This is a genomic window from Stenotrophomonas sp. STEN029 (genome assembly GCF_056760015.1).
The window spans coordinates 1-17175 of record NZ_JBRREC010000034.1; the positions used below are offsets into that span (position 1 = coordinate 1).

General features: G+C 64.3%; 14 protein-coding genes. 12 read left to right on the forward strand and 2 right to left on the reverse strand.

Annotated elements, in window-relative coordinates; translation table 11 throughout:
- Window positions 1-546 precede the first annotated feature (546 nt).
- The 6 genes from ACVOLI_RS09505 (at window position 547) to ACVOLI_RS09530 (ending at window position 8079) form a co-directional block, all read left to right on the forward strand.
- The gene (locus ACVOLI_RS09505) at window positions 547-2778 is read left to right on the forward strand and encodes an NADP-dependent isocitrate dehydrogenase (protein WP_481534407.1); all 2232 of its coding nucleotides are present in this window, start codon (window positions 547-549) and stop codon (window positions 2776-2778) included.
- 249 nt (window positions 2779-3027) lie between these two features.
- A complete protein-coding gene (locus tag ACVOLI_RS09510) occupies window positions 3028-3996 on the forward strand; it encodes a hypothetical protein (protein ID WP_481534408.1) in 969 nt (322 codons plus the stop codon).
- Window positions 3993-4541, forward strand: a complete 549-nt coding sequence (locus ACVOLI_RS09515; RefSeq protein WP_282272045.1) for a GTP-binding protein — start codon at window positions 3993-3995, stop codon at window positions 4539-4541. Before ACVOLI_RS09510 ends, ACVOLI_RS09515 begins: the two co-directional genes overlap by 4 nt.
- Window positions 4534-4950: a roadblock/LC7 domain-containing protein gene (locus ACVOLI_RS09520; RefSeq protein WP_282272047.1), complete on the forward strand. Its 417-nt coding sequence runs from the start codon at window positions 4534-4536 to the stop codon at window positions 4948-4950. The genes ACVOLI_RS09515 and ACVOLI_RS09520 overlap by 8 nt, the downstream gene beginning before the upstream one ends.
- Before the next feature lie 459 nt (window positions 4951-5409).
- A complete protein-coding gene (aceK, locus tag ACVOLI_RS09525) occupies window positions 5410-7140 on the forward strand; it encodes a bifunctional isocitrate dehydrogenase kinase/phosphatase (protein ID WP_481534409.1) in 1731 nt (576 codons plus the stop codon).
- A gap of 60 nt (window positions 7141-7200) precedes the next feature.
- Window positions 7201-8079, forward strand: a complete 879-nt coding sequence (locus ACVOLI_RS09530; protein WP_481534410.1) for an energy transducer TonB — start codon at window positions 7201-7203, stop codon at window positions 8077-8079.
- A gap of 184 nt (window positions 8080-8263) precedes the next feature.
- Here the strand turns inward: ACVOLI_RS09530 and rho are convergent, their stop codons facing one another.
- Window positions 8264-10021, reverse strand: coding sequence for a transcription termination factor Rho (gene rho / locus ACVOLI_RS09535; RefSeq protein WP_481534411.1), 1758 nt, complete (start codon window positions 10019-10021; stop codon window positions 8264-8266).
- Window positions 10022-10246: 225 nt separating this feature from the next.
- Window positions 10247-10576 carry a thioredoxin TrxA gene (gene trxA, locus ACVOLI_RS09540; protein ID WP_057628040.1) on the reverse strand — a complete coding sequence of 110 codons (330 nt, stop codon included), beginning with the start codon at window positions 10574-10576 and terminating at the stop codon, window positions 10247-10249.
- Window positions 10577-10772: 196 nt separating this feature from the next.
- Here trxA and rhlB point away from each other — a divergent pair, with 196 nt between their 5' ends.
- The 6 genes from rhlB (at window position 10773) to rpoH (ending at window position 17046) form a co-directional block, all read left to right on the forward strand.
- Window positions 10773-12437 carry an ATP-dependent RNA helicase RhlB gene (rhlB, locus tag ACVOLI_RS09545; protein ID WP_481534412.1) on the forward strand — a complete coding sequence of 555 codons (1665 nt, stop codon included), beginning with the start codon at window positions 10773-10775 and terminating at the stop codon, window positions 12435-12437.
- Window positions 12438-12774: 337 nt separating this feature from the next.
- Complete coding sequence (gene ftsE, locus ACVOLI_RS09550; protein ID WP_481534413.1) at window positions 12775-13461, forward strand: cell division ATP-binding protein FtsE; 687 nt, start codon at window positions 12775-12777, stop codon at window positions 13459-13461.
- A complete protein-coding gene (gene ftsX, locus ACVOLI_RS09555) occupies window positions 13458-14426 on the forward strand; it encodes a permease-like cell division protein FtsX (RefSeq protein ID WP_481534414.1) in 969 nt (322 codons plus the stop codon). Before ftsE ends, ftsX begins: the two co-directional genes overlap by 4 nt.
- 7 nt (window positions 14427-14433) lie before the next feature.
- Window positions 14434-15276, forward strand: coding sequence for a response regulator (locus ACVOLI_RS09560; protein WP_282272954.1), 843 nt, complete (start codon window positions 14434-14436; stop codon window positions 15274-15276).
- Window positions 15273-15992 (forward strand): uracil-DNA glycosylase, encoded by a 720-nt coding sequence (gene ung, locus ACVOLI_RS09565; protein WP_481534415.1) that lies wholly within the window; start codon window positions 15273-15275, stop codon window positions 15990-15992. Before ACVOLI_RS09560 ends, ung begins: the two co-directional genes overlap by 4 nt.
- 178 nt (window positions 15993-16170) lie before the next feature.
- The gene (rpoH, locus tag ACVOLI_RS09570; protein ID WP_282272958.1) at window positions 16171-17046 is read left to right on the forward strand and encodes an RNA polymerase sigma factor RpoH; all 876 of its coding nucleotides are present in this window, start codon (window positions 16171-16173) and stop codon (window positions 17044-17046) included.
- The last annotated feature ends 129 nt before the right edge of the window (window positions 17047-17175 follow it).

Genomic DNA, 17175 nt, shown 5'->3' on the forward strand with positions numbered 1-17175 from the left:
ATCCTCAGCTTCGCGGCTGACGCCGCTCCCACAAGAATCAGCCGATGTCAGAGCCAGACAGCGGGTTCCGAGCCACTCAAATGCTCGAAATCGCAACGTTCGAACCGGCGGTATACCTGTAGCAACGGCGTCAGCCGCGAAGCAGGGAGATCATCAGATGAAGGGGTGTGGGGATCCTCAGCTTCGCGGCTGACGCCGCTCCCACAGATAGCACCGTGCCGCTGCATTGAGCCGCGGTTTGCGCACTGTGTGCACCTGTCCCATGTATGGCGCGGGTGGTTGCAGGTGAGACCACCACTGCCGTGAGCGACATGAGCAAGACGGCACAAGGCCTGCGCGGGCTTGCCCTGCAACAGGCCCGCCACTCCCTACCTTTGCGTATGGGTTTGCTTTGCCCGGCCCGGTCGAAAACGCGACAATACAAGGGTTTCCCAATCCGGCAGCCGGATGGGGTTTGCGCGCCGGCCCACTGGATGGTCGTGCGCCTGCCCAATCGCCGCTGCCGTTCCACGCACCGCATCCGTCAGCAAGAGAGTTTTTGCCCCCATGTCGAATACGCCGAAGATCATCTACACGCTCACCGACGAAGCTCCGTTCCTGGCCACGCAGTCGCTGCTGCCCATCGTCGATGCCTTTACCGCGACCGCCGGCATTGCCGTCGAAACTCGCGACATCTCGCTGTCCGGCCGCATCCTGTCGCAGTTCCCGGATTTCCTGAAGGACGAGCAGAAGATCAGCGATGATCTGGCCGAACTGGGCGAGCTGGCGACCAAGCCGGAAGCCAACATCATCAAGCTGCCGAACGTGTCGGCCTCGGTGCCGCAGCTCAAGGCCGCGATCAAGGAACTGCAGGAGCAGGGTTTCATCCTGCCGAATTACCCGGATGCGCCGACCGACGACGTGTCGCGTGACATCCAGGCGCGCTACGACAAGATCAAGGGCAGTGCGGTCAACCCGGTGCTGCGCGAAGGCAACTCCGATCGCCGCGCACCGCTGTCGGTGAAGAACTACGCCCGCAAGCACCCGCACCGCATGGGCGCCTGGACTGCCGACTCCAAGTCGCACGTCGCGCACATGGACGGCGGTGATTTCTACGGCAGCGAAAAGTCGGCCACCGTCGCCAACGCCGGCAGCCTGAAGATCGAGCTGGTACAGAACGACGGCAACACCGTCGTGCTGAAGGCCAAGACCGCAGTCAAGGCCGGCGAAATCGTCGACGCCTCGGTGATGAACCGCAAGGCGCTGGCGGCGTTTGTTGATGCACAGATTGCCGATGCCAAGGAGCAGGGCGTGCTGTTCTCGCTGCACCTGAAGGCGACGATGATGAAGGTCTCCGACCCGATCATGTTCGGTGTCGTGGTCGACGAGTTCTACAAGGACGTGCTGAGCAAGCACGCTGCCAGCCTTGCGCAGATTGGTTTCGATTCCAACAACGGTATCGGCGACCTGTACGCGCGCCTGTCGCAGCTGCCGGAAGCCGAGCAGACCGCAATCAAGGCCGACATCGCCGCCGAGTACGCCAAGCGTCCGGCCGTGGCCATGGTCAACTCGGACAAGGGCATCACCAACCTGCATGTGCCGTCGGACGTGATCGTCGACGCCTCGATGCCGGCGATGATCCGTGACTCCGGCAAGATGTGGAACGCCGAAGGCAAGCTGCAGGACACCAAGGCGGTCATCCCCGACCGTTGCTATGCCGGCGTGTACCAGGCCGTTATCGACGACTGCAAGGCGCATGGCGCGTTCAACCCGGCGACCATGGGCTCGGTACCGAACGTCGGCCTGATGGCACAGAAGGCCGAGGAATACGGCTCGCACGACAAGACCTTCCAGATCGCTGCCGATGGCGTGGTCAAGGTCACCGACGAGGCCGGCAACGTGGTGTTCGAACACGCCGTCGAAGCCGGTGACATCTGGCGCATGTGCCAGACCAAGGACGCGCCGATCCAGGACTGGGTGAAGCTGGCCGTCAGCCGTGCCCGCCTGAGCAACACCCCGGCGCTGTTCTGGCTGGACGCCAAGCGCGCCCACGATGCGCAGGTGATCGCCAAGGTCGAGAAGTACCTGAAGGACCACGACACCAGCGGCCTGGACATCCGCATCCTGTCGCCGGAAGAAGCCACCGCCGTGTCGCTGGAGCGCATCCGCAAGGGCGAGGACACCATCTCGGTGACCGGCAACGTGCTGCGTGATTACCTCACCGACCTGTTCCCGATCCTGGAGCTGGGCACCAGCGCCAAGATGCTGTCGATCGTGCCGCTGATGGCCGGTGGCGGCCTGTTCGAAACCGGTGCTGGCGGCTCGGCGCCGAAGCACGTGCAGCAGTTCGTCGAAGAGGATTACCTGCGTTGGGATTCGCTGGGTGAGTTCCTGGCCCTGGCCGCATCGCTGGAGCACCTGGGCCAGCGTTACGACAACAAGGGCGCCACCGTGCTCGCCAATGCGTTGGATGCTGCCAACGGCAAGTTCCTGGACAACGACAAGTCGCCGTCGCGCAAGCTGGGTGGCATCGACAACCGTGGTAGCCATTTCTACCTGGCCATGTACTGGGCGCAGGCGCTGGCCGAGCAGAACGACGATGCCGCGTTGAAGGCAAAGTTCGCACCGCTGGCCGAAGTGCTGACCAGCAACGAGCAGAAGATCGTCGACGAGCTGGCGGCGGTGCAGGGCAAGGCCGTGGACATCGGCGGTTACTACCGTCCGGACCTGTCCAAGGCTGGCCCGGCAATGCGTCCGAGTGCCACCCTCAATGCCGCGATCGCCAGCCTCAAGGGCTGATCAACGTAAGAGCAATGGCGGCGTGATGTAGCTGCTGTTACACATTGAAAGCCTGTGTCCGTGAAGGACGCAGGCTTTCTTGTTTTCGCGTGATGACCGCGTGTAGATACGACCAAGGTCGTGTGCCGAAAGCGTCACTGAAAAATCGAAATGTGGGACCAATCACCCTTTCACATGCAGCATCTGGAATAGCCTGATTCGACACGCAGGGAATCGCATGACGCGAGCGCGTCAAAAGGGGAAGAGGGCATGACCAGGGTGCTGGTAGTGGGCTCGGACACCCGGGAGGAGCAGACGCTCCTCGGGCGATTGAGGGAGATTGCGGGGCTACCGCCGGAGGGTCTGCAACGCTGTGTCGATCTGGACCAGTGCGACCTGCTCCTGGTCCGCGATACCCCGGCGTTGCGCAGCGCTGCCCAACACATGGCCAGCAAGCGGCCGGCGATGCGCTTATGGCTGCACGATGATGCCGGCGCCGTGCACGATGGCCGCAGTAGCGGCGAACTGCATCTGGATCGGGCGCAGATCCAGCACGCGCTGGCACCGCCGCCCACGCCGACAACCACCGATGGTCTGTATCTGGCCAGCGGTGCCAAGCAGGTTACCCGTCTGTTGCGGCAGCGCCTGCAGGAGAAGCAGGGCCGTGCGGTGCTGTCGTTGCAGGGCCAACCACAGCTGCTGATTGATTTCGAACACGACCAGATGGTGCCGCTCTACGTGCATCCAGTGCAGGGTCCCAGCCTTGCCCAGCAACTGGGTGACGTATTCGAGCTGTTGGCGCTGCAGGAACTGTCGTTGGCGCGCTTCCAGGCCTTGGCGGAGAACCTGTCGCGGCAACCGCTGCGGCCGCTGCTGTGGCAGATGGCGCAGTACGGCGACAACTGGACCGATTTTGATCGACGCCTGCAACAGAACGCGCGGGTGAGCCTGCTGCGTTGGCCGGACTTCCGTGTGCTCGCCCATCAACACGATGGTTTCAGGCTGTGCTCGCTGCTGCTGAAGAAGCCCTGCACCCTGGCCGAATGCACCGAGCTGCTGGAACTGGACAGCAACGCAACGCGCGCCTTCATGCGCTCGGCCTACCTGTGTGGCTATGCCACGGTGCAGCTGCCAGAGCCCACAGCTGCGCCGTCGCCGGCGCCGGCCAAGCTTGGTGCCAGCGCCCTGCTGGCACGGATGTGGCGCAGCGTCCGTCACCGTACAGGGACCCATGCATGATCGAACACAAGGTAGTGATTCTGGGCGCCATGGGGGCAGGGAAGTCGACGCTGGTGCGTGCTGTAGCGGGCGGCACCGTCATTGATACCGACGTGCTCAATACCGACGCCAGTTCCTCCAAGCTGGTAACCACGGTGGCGATGGACTATGCCGACGTGAGTCTCCCCAATGGCGATCGGCTGCGCCTGTACGGCACACCTGGGCAGGAGCGGTTCTCCTTCATCTGGCCGGTGCTGCTGCAAGGCGCGCGTGGCGTGGTGATCCTGGCTGACGCCTCCAGTCCTGACGTGGCGCAGGAAATGGAGCGTTACCTGCTGGCACTGCGCGAGCACGCCGGGACGGTTCCGGCGGTCATTGGTGTATCCAAATTCGATCTTGTGCCGGACGTGGACCTCGATGCCTGCCTGCTGCAGGCACAGAAGACCGCCGGCCGGCCGTTGCCACTGGTGCCGTTCGATGCACGCTCGGAGGATGCGGTGATGCTGTTGATGGATGTGCTGATGGGTGAAGTCGAAGCCGCTGCCCTGGTGGGTGCCCATGACTGAGGCCAAGGCGATTGCATTGCTGGAGGACTGGGAAGTCGCCGTGATAGACCAGCGGCTGCAGGAGTTCACCAGTTCAGTGGACGGCGTGCGTGCCGCGGTGGTTGCCAGCATCGACGGTTTTGTCCTGGCCCAGGCGGCCACCGAGACCTCCAGTGGCGAACGCCTGGCTGCCATGACCAGCGCCATGCTGGCCCTGGCTTCGGCGGTTGGCCGCGAGCTGGCGCTGGGGACGATGGACGTGCTGATGCTGGAGGCCAGCGAGGGCAAGGTACTGATGCAATCGATCCAGTTGCCCCGCGGCTCGCTGCTGCTGATGGCCGCTTGCGGCCAGCGCAGCGTGATCGGGCATGTGCTGTGGAGTGCGCGCGAGTGCGGGCGCAAGATCCAGGCGGAATTGTCCGGGGAGTGAGGGCGGCACTGGCTGCGGCTGCATTGGAGCCAAAGCCAAAGCCAAAGCTCCCCTCATCCCAACCCTTCTCCCGCGGGCGGGAGAAGGGCTAAATCAAAAGGCAAGGCCAAAGCCAAAGCCAAAGCTAGAGCTAGAGCCAGAGCTAGAGCCAGAGCTAGAGCTAGAGCCCCCGTCCCAGCCCTCCCCGGCGCTATGCGCAGGGGAGGAGCGGAGCTTGCGCTCGCACGCAACCTGCAGATGGCCGCGATCCACCCCCTCCCTTTTGCGTAGCAAAGGGGAGGGTTGGGGAGGGGTGCTCCTGGCGCGAAACCCCCCAATCCACGAACAACTCCACGCCCAGGCCTGCCCCGAACAGCAACCAGTAGCGTATGGTCAGCGCAACTCCCCGGTGTTCTCCCGCATGCGATTGCCCCGTACCTGCATCGACCCAGCACCTCGGCAACGTCAGGTCATGCCGTCATGACCGAGTCGGCTACAGACAGCGCGTTGGCCGCCAGCATCGCCAGCTGCATCGCGCAGGGCTTCGAGGATTACCACCGCGACTTCGCCCAGATCAGCCGGCGCGCACGCGAGCGCTTCCAGCGCCGAGACTGGACCGCTGCCAAAGCCGATGCAGTGGAGCGCATCGAGCTGTATGACGTCTGTGTCGCGCAGTGCCGCACCCAGCTGGATCAGCTGCTGCAGGGCAGTAGCGAGTTGCAGATGCTGTGGCGGCAGGTCAAACAGGATTTCGCCGGGTTGATCGAGGGTCGCATCGACGGCGAGCTCTACAAGACCTTCTACAACACGCTCACCCGGCGTCTGTTTGCTACCCATGGCGTGGATGACAGCATCGAGTTCATGGCGCTGGACATCGAACCCTCCGACGCCATCACCCACCCGGTCGCGCGGCATGTCTATGCGGTGTCCGAGGCGCGTCCGGCCGAAGCGTTCTCACGTTTGTTGGCGGACTATGCGTTCGACCTGCCGTACGCGCACCAGCTACGTTGTGCAGCGGCCATCGCGGTGCGGCTGCAAGATGACCTAGCCCATTGGGGGCCGTATCCGGTCCGCGCGATCGAGTTGTTGCAGACCGTGTTCTACCGCGAGCGACGTGCCTATCTCGTCGGGCGCGTGTTCGGCGAGCACAGGTTTTCGCCGTGTGTGATTGCGCTGGTCAACGATGAAAACGGGATTCGTGCGGAGGCGGTGCTGAGCCGCCGCCGCGATGTGGCGCATCTGTTCGGCGTCTCACGCAGCTACTTCCAGGCCGACCTGCCTACCGTGGCCGATGCAGTGGTGTTCCTGCGCAGTATCCTGCCGGGCAAACCGGTGGATGAGATCTACACGGTGCTGGGCCGGGCCAAACAGGGCAAGACCGAGCGTTACCGCACCTTCTTCAGTCACTTCCAGCAGCACGACAACGAGCAGCTGGTGCACGCGGATGGCACGCCCGGTATGGTGATGACGGTATTCACCCTGCCCAGCTACCCGCTGGTGTTCAAATTGATACGTGATCGGTTTGCGTGGCCGAAGACGATGAGTCGGCAGGATGTTGAAAACAAGTACGCCTTGGTCTTCAATCTGGATCGCATCGGGCGCTTGCTGGATGCCCAGCCTTATCGCTACCTGCGCTTCCCCCTGCAACGGTTCGCGCCCGCGCTGCTGCAGGAACTTGTGCAGGAGTGCAGCCAGAGTGTCCGCGTCGATGGCGACGAGGTCGAGATCGCGTTGTGCTACGTGCAGCGACGTTTCCGGCCTTTGAATCTCTACCTGCGCGAGCAGGGAGCCGAGGCGGCGCGCGCTGCTGCGCTCGACTACGCGCAGGCGATCCGCGACATGGCCTGCAACAACATCTTCCCCGGTGACATGTTGTTGAAGAACTTCGGCGTGTCGCGGCATGGTCGCGCGGTGTTCTACGACTATGACGAACTGTGCCTGGTGACCGAGTGCACTTTCCGCGCATGGCCACGGCCGCGCAGCGAGGAGGAGGCGATGGCGGCCGAGCCGTGGTTCCACGTTGCCCCTAACGATGTCTTCCCGGAGCGCTTCGCCCTGTTCATGGGCTTGCCTGCTGTCTTGTTGGACGTGGTACGTGAAAAGCACGCGGAGTTGTTCGAGCCGAAATGGTGGCAGGGATTGCAGGCCGGCTTCCGTGAAGGACGCTACCCCGACACGCCGCCTTATCCAGCGGCGCTGCGCTTGGCTTGATGCTTGTAGCGCAACTTCGGCTGCGCTCTAATCCGCATTCCGGACACAGGGAGAGGTGCGATGCGACACATGCTTGCAGCAGTGGCAGTAGGTGCGGTGCTGGTGATGGGGATGCCGGTGGTGGCCGCCGCTGGCAGTGGCGGTGTCAGTTCGGTGCGCGAGCGGATCGAAAGCAGCATGGTGGTCAGTGGTGACGTCACGATAGAAACGGATGGTTCGGTATCTGCGCTGCGGGTGGAGAAGCAGGATGAGCTACCTCCGTCCGTGGTCAAGCTGGTGCGTGACGCGGGCTTGAAATGGAAGTTCGAGCCGGTTGTCAGGAATGGTGTGGCGGTACGTGCACTGGCCCCGATGAGTCTGCGCGTCATAGCCCGTAAGCTGGACCTTGGACGTTATGAAATCAGCCTGCGTGGCATCAATTTCTCACGCCTTGACGGTGACGACCCGGAGAGCATCGCACGCATCGAGATGACGCCACCGCGTTACCCGGTACAGGCGTTCCGTGCAGGCGTGTCCGGTAGCGTCTATCTGCTGCTCAAGGTTGGCCGGGATGGCAAGGTCGAGGACGTTTTCGCCGAGCAGGTGAACCTCACTTTCCTCAGCGGGGAGTCCGAACAGCGGCTTGGACGCGAGGTGCTTGCAAAGAGCGCGATTGCCGCTGCCAGGCAGTGGACCTTCCGCGTTCCAACGCAGGGCGCCGAGGCTGGGCAGGCGTTCTGGAACGTACGCGTGCCGGTTGGGTTTTCCTTGGGCGATGCGGCTGCCGAAGGCCAGGGTCCGGCGCGGTGGGTAAGTTACGTCCCTGGCCCACGTGAGCGTGCCCCATGGCGGGACGACAGCGATCCGCTGGGCTTTGCGCCGGATGCACTGGTCGATGGCAGCGTAAACCTGGTGGACAACAACGGTCCGCGCCTGCTGACGCCACTGCAGGGCAGCTGATCCCTGATGCGGAGGTAGTGCCAAGCCATGCTCGGCAGCGGCGCTACCGGTAATGCCCCAGCCGAGCATGGCTCGGCTCTACAGGTGCGGCGGAAGCTGCGAAGCAGGTACCGTCCGTCCAATCATCGCCAAGCAAAAACCCCGCGAAAGCGGGGTTTTTGCCTGCAGCCAATTGCAACCGGAATCAGCGCTTCATCGAACCGAAGAACTCGTCGTTGGACTTGGTGTTCTTCATCTTGTCGAGCAAGAACTCCATCGCGGCGATTTCGTCCATCGGGTGCAGCAGCTTGCGCAGGATCCAGATCTTCTGCAGCAGCTCCGGTTCGATCAACAGGTCTTCGCGGCGGGTGCCGGAACGGTTGATGTCGATGGCCGGGTAGACGCGCTTCTCGGTGATGCGGCGGTTCAAGTGCACTTCGCTGTTGCCGGTGCCCTTGAATTCTTCGTAGATCACTTCGTCCATCTTCGAGCCGGTTTCAACCAGCGCGGTGGCGATGATGGTCAGCGAGCCGCCTTCTTCAACGTTACGTGCAGCACCGAAGAAACGCTTCGGGCGGTGCAGGGCGTTGGCGTCCACACCACCGGTCAGGACCTTGCCGGAGCTCGGTACGACGTTGTTGTAGGCGCGGGCCAGACGGGTGATCGAGTCGAGCAGGATCACCACGTCCTTCTTGTGCTCGACCAGGCGCTTGGCACGCTCGATCACCATTTCGGCGACCTGCACGTGGCGCGCGGCGGGTTCGTCGAAGGTCGAGGAGACCACTTCGCCGCGCACGGTGCGCTGCATTTCGGTCACTTCTTCCGGGCGCTCATCCACCAGCAGCACGATCATGTGCACTTCCGGATGGTTGGTGGTGATGGCGGTGGCGATCTGCTGCATCATCATCGTCTTGCCGGCCTTCGGTGGCGAAACGATCAGCGCGCGCTGGCCCTTGCCCTGCGGTGCCATCAGGTCGAGGATGCGACCGGTGATGTCTTCCGAGGAGCCGTTGCCGCGCTCAAGCGTGAAGCGCTTGCGCGGGAACAGCGGGGTCAGGTTTTCGAACAGCACCTTGTTCTTCGAGGCTTCGATCGGCTCACCGTTGATGGTGTCCACGATCGACAGCGCGAAGTAGCGCTCGCCGTCCTTCGGGAAGCGGATGCGGCCCGACAGGTGGTCGCCGGTGCGCAGGTTGAAGCGGCGGATCTGGCTGGGCGAGATATAGGTGTCGTCCGGGCCGGCCAGGTAGCTGGCTTCGGCTGCACGCAGGAAGCCGAAGCCGTCCGGCAGGATTTCCAGCACGCCGTCGGCGGCGACGCCGTCGCCGTGGCGGGTCAGCACCTTGAGCAGGGCGAAGATCACGTCCTGCTTGCGGGCACGGGCCACGCCTTCGGAGATCTGCAGCTGTTCGGCGATTTCCAGCAGCTTCTGTGCCGGCATCCGCTTCAGGTCGCTGAGCGAATAGACCGGGAAACCTTCCGGCACGCTCGGCATCTGGCGTGGGACAAAATTGTCGTTGCCGCCGTCGTTGCCCATGCCGTTGTCGTCACGCTGACGATTGCGGTCACGGTCGCGACGGTTGCGGAAACGGTCGCGGCGGTTGCCCTGACCTTGGCCCTGCTGATTCTGCTGGCCATAGCGCTGCTGGTTGTTGTTGCCTTCGCCGTTGTCCTGGCCACCCTGTGAGGTGTTGTTGTCGCCGGAGCTTGCTGCCGGGGCCTGGCCTTCATTGCTGGACGCCGCCGCGGCGGGCGCGGGAGGCGCAGCAACCGGGGCAGGTGCCGGAGCCACAGCTACCGGAGCCGGGGCGGCCGGGGCGGCAGGCAACGGAAGAGCCGGCTGGGCGGGGGCAGAAGCACCGCTGTCGGCGCTTTCAACGGCTTTGGCAACACGCGGCTTGCGCACGCGCTTCTCGACAGGAGCGTCGGTGCTCCCGGTTTCGGAAGGAGTGTTCTCGGACAAGTGCTTGATTCCTCTCGCTTGGATGTGCGAGCGCCCTGCGGGGCTGCGAATTGGTTGGGATGGTCCGGACGAGAACCCGTCCAGAGGGTGCGGCACGCGAATGCTGCCGGATGTAGCGACACTAACACCGCCATGCGCGGCGGTGCAAGCGCCTGCAAAACCCTGTTGGGCCGCGGTCAGGCTGGCCCGGTGGCCGGCGGCACGGGGCCGCCGGACCATGCTGGATCAGACCAGCGCCTTGTCGATCATCTGGCTCAGCTGGCCCTTGCCTACTGCGCCGATCTGGGTGGCCTGGATCTGGCCATCCTTGAACAACAGCAGCATCGGGATCGAGCGCACGTGGTACTTGATCGCGGTGGCGCGGTTCTCGTCCACATTGACCTTGGCGATCTTCAGCTTGCCGTCATAGGCATCAGCCAGTTCGTCCAGGACCGGGGAAATCATCTTGCACGGGCCGCACCATTCAGCCCAGAAATCCACCAGGACCGGTTCGCTCGATTGCAGGACGGCGCTGTCGAAGTCGGCGTCGCCGACGTGTAAAACCTTATCGCTCACTTGGAGTCTCCTGGTGCAATGCGACTGCCCATGCCGGGTTGGCGGTCGCATTGCGGTAAACTGGGGCATTGCGCGGACAGTGGGCAGGGCCCAGGTGTCGCGCGACCCGGCGCAGGGGCCGCAGTGTGCGACGGTGCCCGAATCGATGCAAGCTGCCCGGCCACACTGACCGGCTGGCACTACAAAGACGAAATCAATGAGCGACAAACCGCTAACCGACGTGACATTTTCCTCCTTCGAGCTGCAGCCGGCCTTGCTGGCGGGACTTGAAGGCGCGGGTTTCACCCGCTGCACCCCCATTCAGGCGCTGACCCTGCCGGTGGCTTTGCCGGGCGGCGACGTTGCCGGCCAGGCCCAGACCGGTACCGGCAAGACGCTGGCCTTCCTGGTCGCCGTCGCCAACCGCCTGCTGACCCGTCCGGCGCTGGCCGACCGCAAGCCGGAAGATCCGCGCGCGCTGATCCTGGCACCGACCCGCGAGCTGGCCATCCAGATCCACAAGGACGCGATGAAGTTCGCCGCCGACACCGGCCTGCGCTTCGCGCTGGTCTACGGTGGCGTGGACTATGACAAGCAGCGCGAGCTGCTGCAGCAGGGCGTGGACGTGATCATCGCCACCCCCGGCCGCCTGATCGACTACGTCAAGCAGCACAAGGTGGTTTCGCTGCACGCCTGCGAAATCTGCGTGCTGGACGAAGCCGACCGCATGTTCGATCTGGGCTTCATCAAGGACATCCGCTTCCTGCTGCGGCGCATGCCGGAGCGCACCACGCGCCAGACCCTGCTGTTCAGCGCCACCCTCAGCCACCGCGTGCTGGAGTTGGCCTATGAGCACATGAACGAGCCGCAGAAGCTGGTGGTGGAGACCGAAAGCATCACCGCCGACCGCGTCCGCCAGCGTATCTACTTCCCGGCCGACGAAGAAAAGCTGCCGCTGCTGATCGGCCTGCTGTCGCGCAGTGAAGGCGCGCGCACCATGGTGTTCGTCAACACCAAGGTATTCGTCGAGCGTGTTGCACGCGCTCTGGAAAAGGCCGGTTACCGTGTTGGCGTGCTGTCCGGTGACGTGCCGCAGAAAAAGCGTGAGAGCCTGCTCAACCGCTTCCAGAAGGGCCAGCTGGAAATCCTGGTGGCCACCGATGTGGCCGCACGCGGCCTGCACATCGACGGCATCAAGTACGTCTACAACTACGACCTGCCGTTCGACGCCGAAGACTACGTGCACCGCATCGGCCGTACCGCGCGCCTGGGCGAAGAAGGTGATGCGATCAGCTTCGCCTGCGAGCGCTATGCGATGAGCCTGCCGGACATCGAGGCCTACATCGAGCAGAAGATTCCGGTCGAGTCGGTTACCGCCGAACTGATGACCGCGCTGCCGCGTCCCGAGCGCGCGCCGCTGCCGGAAGGCGAAGAAGGGGAGAGCGTGGGTGCCATCTTCCGCGAAGCCCGCGAGCAGAAGGCCGCTGACGAAGCCCGTCGTGGCGGTGGTCGCAGCGGTGGCAAGCCCGGTGAACGCCGCGGCGAGCGCAGCGCCGACGGCAAGCCGCGTGGCCCGCGCAAGCCGCGCGTCGAAGGCGCCCCGGCCAATGCCGAAGGCACATCCAAGCCGCCGCGTCCGGTCGCTGAAGGTGCGCCGAATGCGGCCAACAGCCCGGCAGTGGAAGGCGAGCGCGCACCGCGCAAGCGTCGCCGCCGTCGCCACGGTCGCCCGGTTGAGGGTGCCGAAGGTGCAACACCGGCAGTGGTCAACACCAACGGCCCGGTGCAGGTACAGGCCAAGCCGATGCGTGCTGGCAACGACAGCGACTCGTTCCTGACCCGCCTGGGCCGCAAGATCCGCCGGATGCTGTCGGGCAGCTGATCGCCGCGAGCCTGTAGTGCCGAGCCATGCTCGGCAGAGGCTCTAGCAGCAAGATCAAAACGGTAGTGCCGAGCCATGCCCGGCAGCGGCATTACCGGTAAAGCCCCATGCCGAGCATGGCTCGGCACAACAGCTCCCTCCCTTTTGCGCAGCAAAGGGGAGGGTTGGGGAGGGGTAAGCTTTTTGCCGGTTGATGCAATCCCGGCTCCGCGGCTTATGCCGCTCCTGCAGCATGGTTGGGATAGCCCCTGCCGAGCATGGCTCGGCACTACAGGTAACCCACGTCACGTGACCGGCATCCCCCGCAGTCCGCCCGCGCTCCTGCATAATCAGCACGATGAGCGTCCTGCGTTTTGACAATGTCAGCAAACAGTATGCCGGTGGCCATCAGGCGCTGCTGGATGTCAGCTTTGAGGTGGCGGCCGGCGAGATGCTGTTCGTTACCGGGCACTCCGGTGCCGGCAAGAGCACCTTGCTCAAGCTGATCCATCTCAGCGAGCGGCCCAGTCGTGGCGCGGTGATCTTTGGCGAGCGCAACCTGCTCAAGGTGCGCGGCGGCAAGGTTGCCCTGCATCGGCGCGAAGTCGGCGCGGTCTACCAGGACCATCGCCTGCTGGTCGACCGCAGCATCGGCGAGAACGTTGCCCTGCCGCTGATCCTGCGCGGCGACCGCCGTGCCGATACCGGCAAGCGGGTGCGCTCGGTGCTGGAGCGGATGGGTCTTGGCCATCGCGAGAAGGCGCTGCCCAGCGAACTGTCGGCCGGTGAGCAGCAGCGCGTCGGCATCGCTCGCGCGATTGTCGCCGAGCCCAAGCTGCTGGTGGCCGACGAGCCCACCGGCAACCTCGACCCGACCTTGGCCGCGGAAATCATGACCTTGTTTGCCGAGCTGCCGTCGCGCGGCACCAGCGTGCTGGTGGTCAGTCATGACCTGGCCCTGCTCAAGCAGATGCGCAAGCGTGTGTTGATCCTCGACCACGGCCGTCTGGTCGATGACATCTCGCCGCAGGACCTGGCCGAATGACTAGCAGCAACAGCAGCGAGAAGTCCGCAACGAACACCAGCACGGCGGCACCGTCGCGGCTGGCCACCTGGATCAACCACCATCTGCACAGCGTGGTGTTCAGCCTTGGCCGCGCCCTGCGCAGGCCGTGGGCAACCGCGCTGACGGTGGCGGTGATGGCATTGGCCCTGGCCCTGCCGTTGGGGCTGTCGATCGGCCTGGACAACCTCAAGCATTTCTCCGGCAGCGTGCAGCAGTCGCGCGATATCAACCTGTTCCTGAAGACCGATGTCGATGGCGCCGCCGCACAGGAACTGGCCAAGACCCTGCGCGCCCGTGCCGATGTTGCGCAGGTGCAGTTGCGTACGCCGGATGAAGGCCTGGCCGAGCTGCGTGAGAACGCTGGTCTGGGCGAGGCCATCGATGCGCTGGGTGAAAACCCGTTGCCAACGCTGCTGGTTGTTACTCCGGCCGATGGTGCCGACGCAGCGCTGGCCAAGTCGCTGGAAAGCCTGCCGCAGGCGGACCTGGTCCAGCACGATGCACTCTGGCGGCAGCGCCTGGATGGCTGGCTGAACTTCGGCGCACGCCTGGTGCAGGTGTTGTCGGTGCTGCTGGGCCTGGGTGCAGCGCTGGTGGTCGGCAATACCGTGCGCCTGGACATCCAGGCACGGCGCGAGGAAATCGGTGTGCTGCAGTTGCTGGGTGCCAGCGACGGTTTCATCCGCCGCCCGTTCGTCTATCTGGGCGCGTGGTACGGGCTGGGTGCTGGTGCGCTCGCCTTGGGCCTGATCGGCGTGTGCGGGCTGGCCCTGCGCGCGCCATTGGCCAACCTGTCGCAGAGCTACGGCAGTCCTTTCATGTTGCATGGCCTGGATCTGCTGCATTCGGGCATGGTGCTGGTTGGCACCACGATCCTGGGTTGGTTGGGGGCATGGCTGGTGACCGGTCACTTCCTCAGGCAGACTCGCCCGACCGAAACCTGAGGCCCGCATGTCCACGCACGAGCTCAAGCACCTGATCAGCGACGCGCCGCGGGTAATGGTGGTCGATGGATCCAAACTGGTACGGCGCCTGATCAGCGACGTGCTCAAGCGCGAACTGCCTGATGTCGAGGTGGTGGGCTGCGCCAGCATCGCCGAGGCGCGCGAAGCGCTGGCCGCTGGCCCGGTGCATCTGGTCACCACGTCGCTGGCCCTGCCTGATGGCGATGGCCTGGCGCTGGCGCGGGGCGTGCGCGAAACCGCCGGGCAGGCCTATGTGCCGGTGATCGTGGTTTCCGGCGACGCCCAGCAGCATCTGGAACAGCGCCGCTTCACCGAATACGTCACCGACTATTTCGACAAGGCGCTGGGCCATGAAGCCTTGGCGACCTTCATCCGTGGCTATGTGCAGCCGGAGCCGGTGGCCAATGCGACCGTGCTGTATGTCGAAGACAGCCGCGTGGTGGCCGAAGCCACCAAGCGCATGCTCGAACGCCACGACTTGCATGTCGTGCACGTGCTTACCGCCGAGGATGCATTCTCGCTGCTCACCGCCGAGTCGCTGGGCCGCACCACGCGGCAGGTGGACCTGGTGCTCACCGACGTCACCCTCAAGGGCGAGCTCAGCGGCCGTGATGTGGTCGAACGCATCCGCGTCGACTTCGCCTATGGCAAGCGACGCTTGCCGGTGCTGGTGATGACCGGTGACAGCAATCCGCACAACCAGTCGGCGCTGCTGCAGTCCGGCGCCAATGACCTGGTGCAGAAACCCATCGAAGAGCGCCTGCTGGTGACCAAGGTGTTGTTCCAGCTGCGGTTGGCACGCATGGCACAGCCGGCGGTGGTGCTGTGAGCGAAGACGGCGCACAGATCCAGCTTGAGTCGAGTTGGAAGGCGCGCATCGGCGATTGGCTGCTGCGCCCGGAAATGCGTGAGCTGTCGGCCTTCCTGCGCAAGCGCAAGGCAGCCGGGGCGCATGTGTTCCCGCCCGGCCCGGAGATCTTTGCCGCCTTCAACGCCACCCCGTTCGAGCAGGTCAAGGTAGTGGTGCTGGGCCAGGACCCGTACCACGGTTATGGCCAGGCGCATGGCCTGAGCTTCTCGGTGAAGCCGGGCGTGCCGGTGCCGCCGTCCTTGCTCAACATCTATAAAGAGATCGAGGCCGACCTGGCCATCCCGCGCCCGGACCACGGCTGCCTGCAGCCGTGGGCGCAGCAGGGCGTGCTGCTGCTCAATGCGGTGCTGACCGTGGAAGAGGGCAAGGCCGGTGCGCATCAGGGCCGCGGCTGGGAGGGTTTCACCGACCACGTGGTCGATGTGCTCAACCGCGAGCGCGAAGGCCTGGTATTCCTGCTGTGGGGCGCTTACGCCCAGCAGAAGGGCAAGGTCATCGATACCCGGCGCCACCGCGTGTTCAAGGCACCGCATCCCTCGCCGTTGTCGGCCCACCGGGGCTTCCTCGGTTGCCGCCATTTCTCGCAGGCCAATGACTACCTGGCCCGCAACGGCCAGGCCCGGATCGACTGGCGGCTGCCGGCCTTGGCCGATCTGGCGCCGTCTGATCGCTGAACTGCCTTGATTCCTGTCATATCGCGGTGACCTTGGCTTTGCTACCTTGGCGGGGTTGGGAATGCCGTCGTTGCTGTCGCCTATTCAGGTTTGACCTCGAGTTTGCGAACAAAAACAGAACGCTGGAACTTTTTCTGTACTGAGCAGTCCAATAGTTCGACTGCTAAGATGAGGTCCTATGAACCTGAACACCTCTACTGCCCTTGTGGCAAACAATCTCCCGATCCCCAGTGCGCTCGGTTCGCTGGACGCCTACATCGGTGCCGTGCACCAGATCCCGGTGCTGTCGGTCGATGAGGAGCAGGAACTGTCGCGTCGCTTCCGCGACGAGCAGGATCTGAACGCCGCGCGTGAGCTGGTGCATTCGCACCTGCGCTTCGTGGTGCACGTGGCCCGCGGTTACAACGGCTACGGCCTGCAGCTGGGCGACCTGATCCAGGAAGGCAACATCGGCCTGATGAAGGCGGTCAAGCGCTTCGACCCGGACATGGGCGTGCGTCTGGTGTCCTTCGCGGTGCACTGGATCCGTGCCGAGATGCACGAGTTCATCCTCAAGAACTGGCGCATCGTCAAGGTCGCCACGACCAAGGCGCAGCGCAAGCTGTTCTTCAACCTGCGCAAGTCCAAGACCCGCCTGGGCTGGATGAACGCCGCCGAGGTCAGCGCCGTCGCCAAGGATCTGAACGTCTCCGAGCGTGAAGTGATGGAGATGGAATCGCGCCTGTCCGGTCGCGACATCGGCTTCGATGCGCCGTCGGATGAAGACGACGATCATGCGCCGCCGTCGCCGGCTGCGTATCTGGTCGCGCGCGATGAAGATCCGTCGCAGGCCTATGAGCGCGAGGACAGCGAAGACAACCAGCTGAGCCTGCTGCGCGAAGGCCTGGCCAAGCTCGACCAGCGTTCGCGCGACATCATCGCCCGCCGTTGGCTGGAAGCCGACAGCAAGGTGACGCTGCAGGAACTGGCAGATGAGTACGGCGTGTCGGCAGAGCGCATCCGCCAGATCGAAGCCAACGCGCTGAAGAAGATGAAGGCACTGTTCGCCGCCTGAGCAAGGCAGCAGCAGTAACACGAAGGCCCGGGGAAACCCGGGCCTTCGTTTTTGTAGTGCCGAGCCATGCTCGGCAAGAGGCCTTGTGCACGAACTAACCCCCTGTAGTGGGGGGGGGGGGGGGGGGGG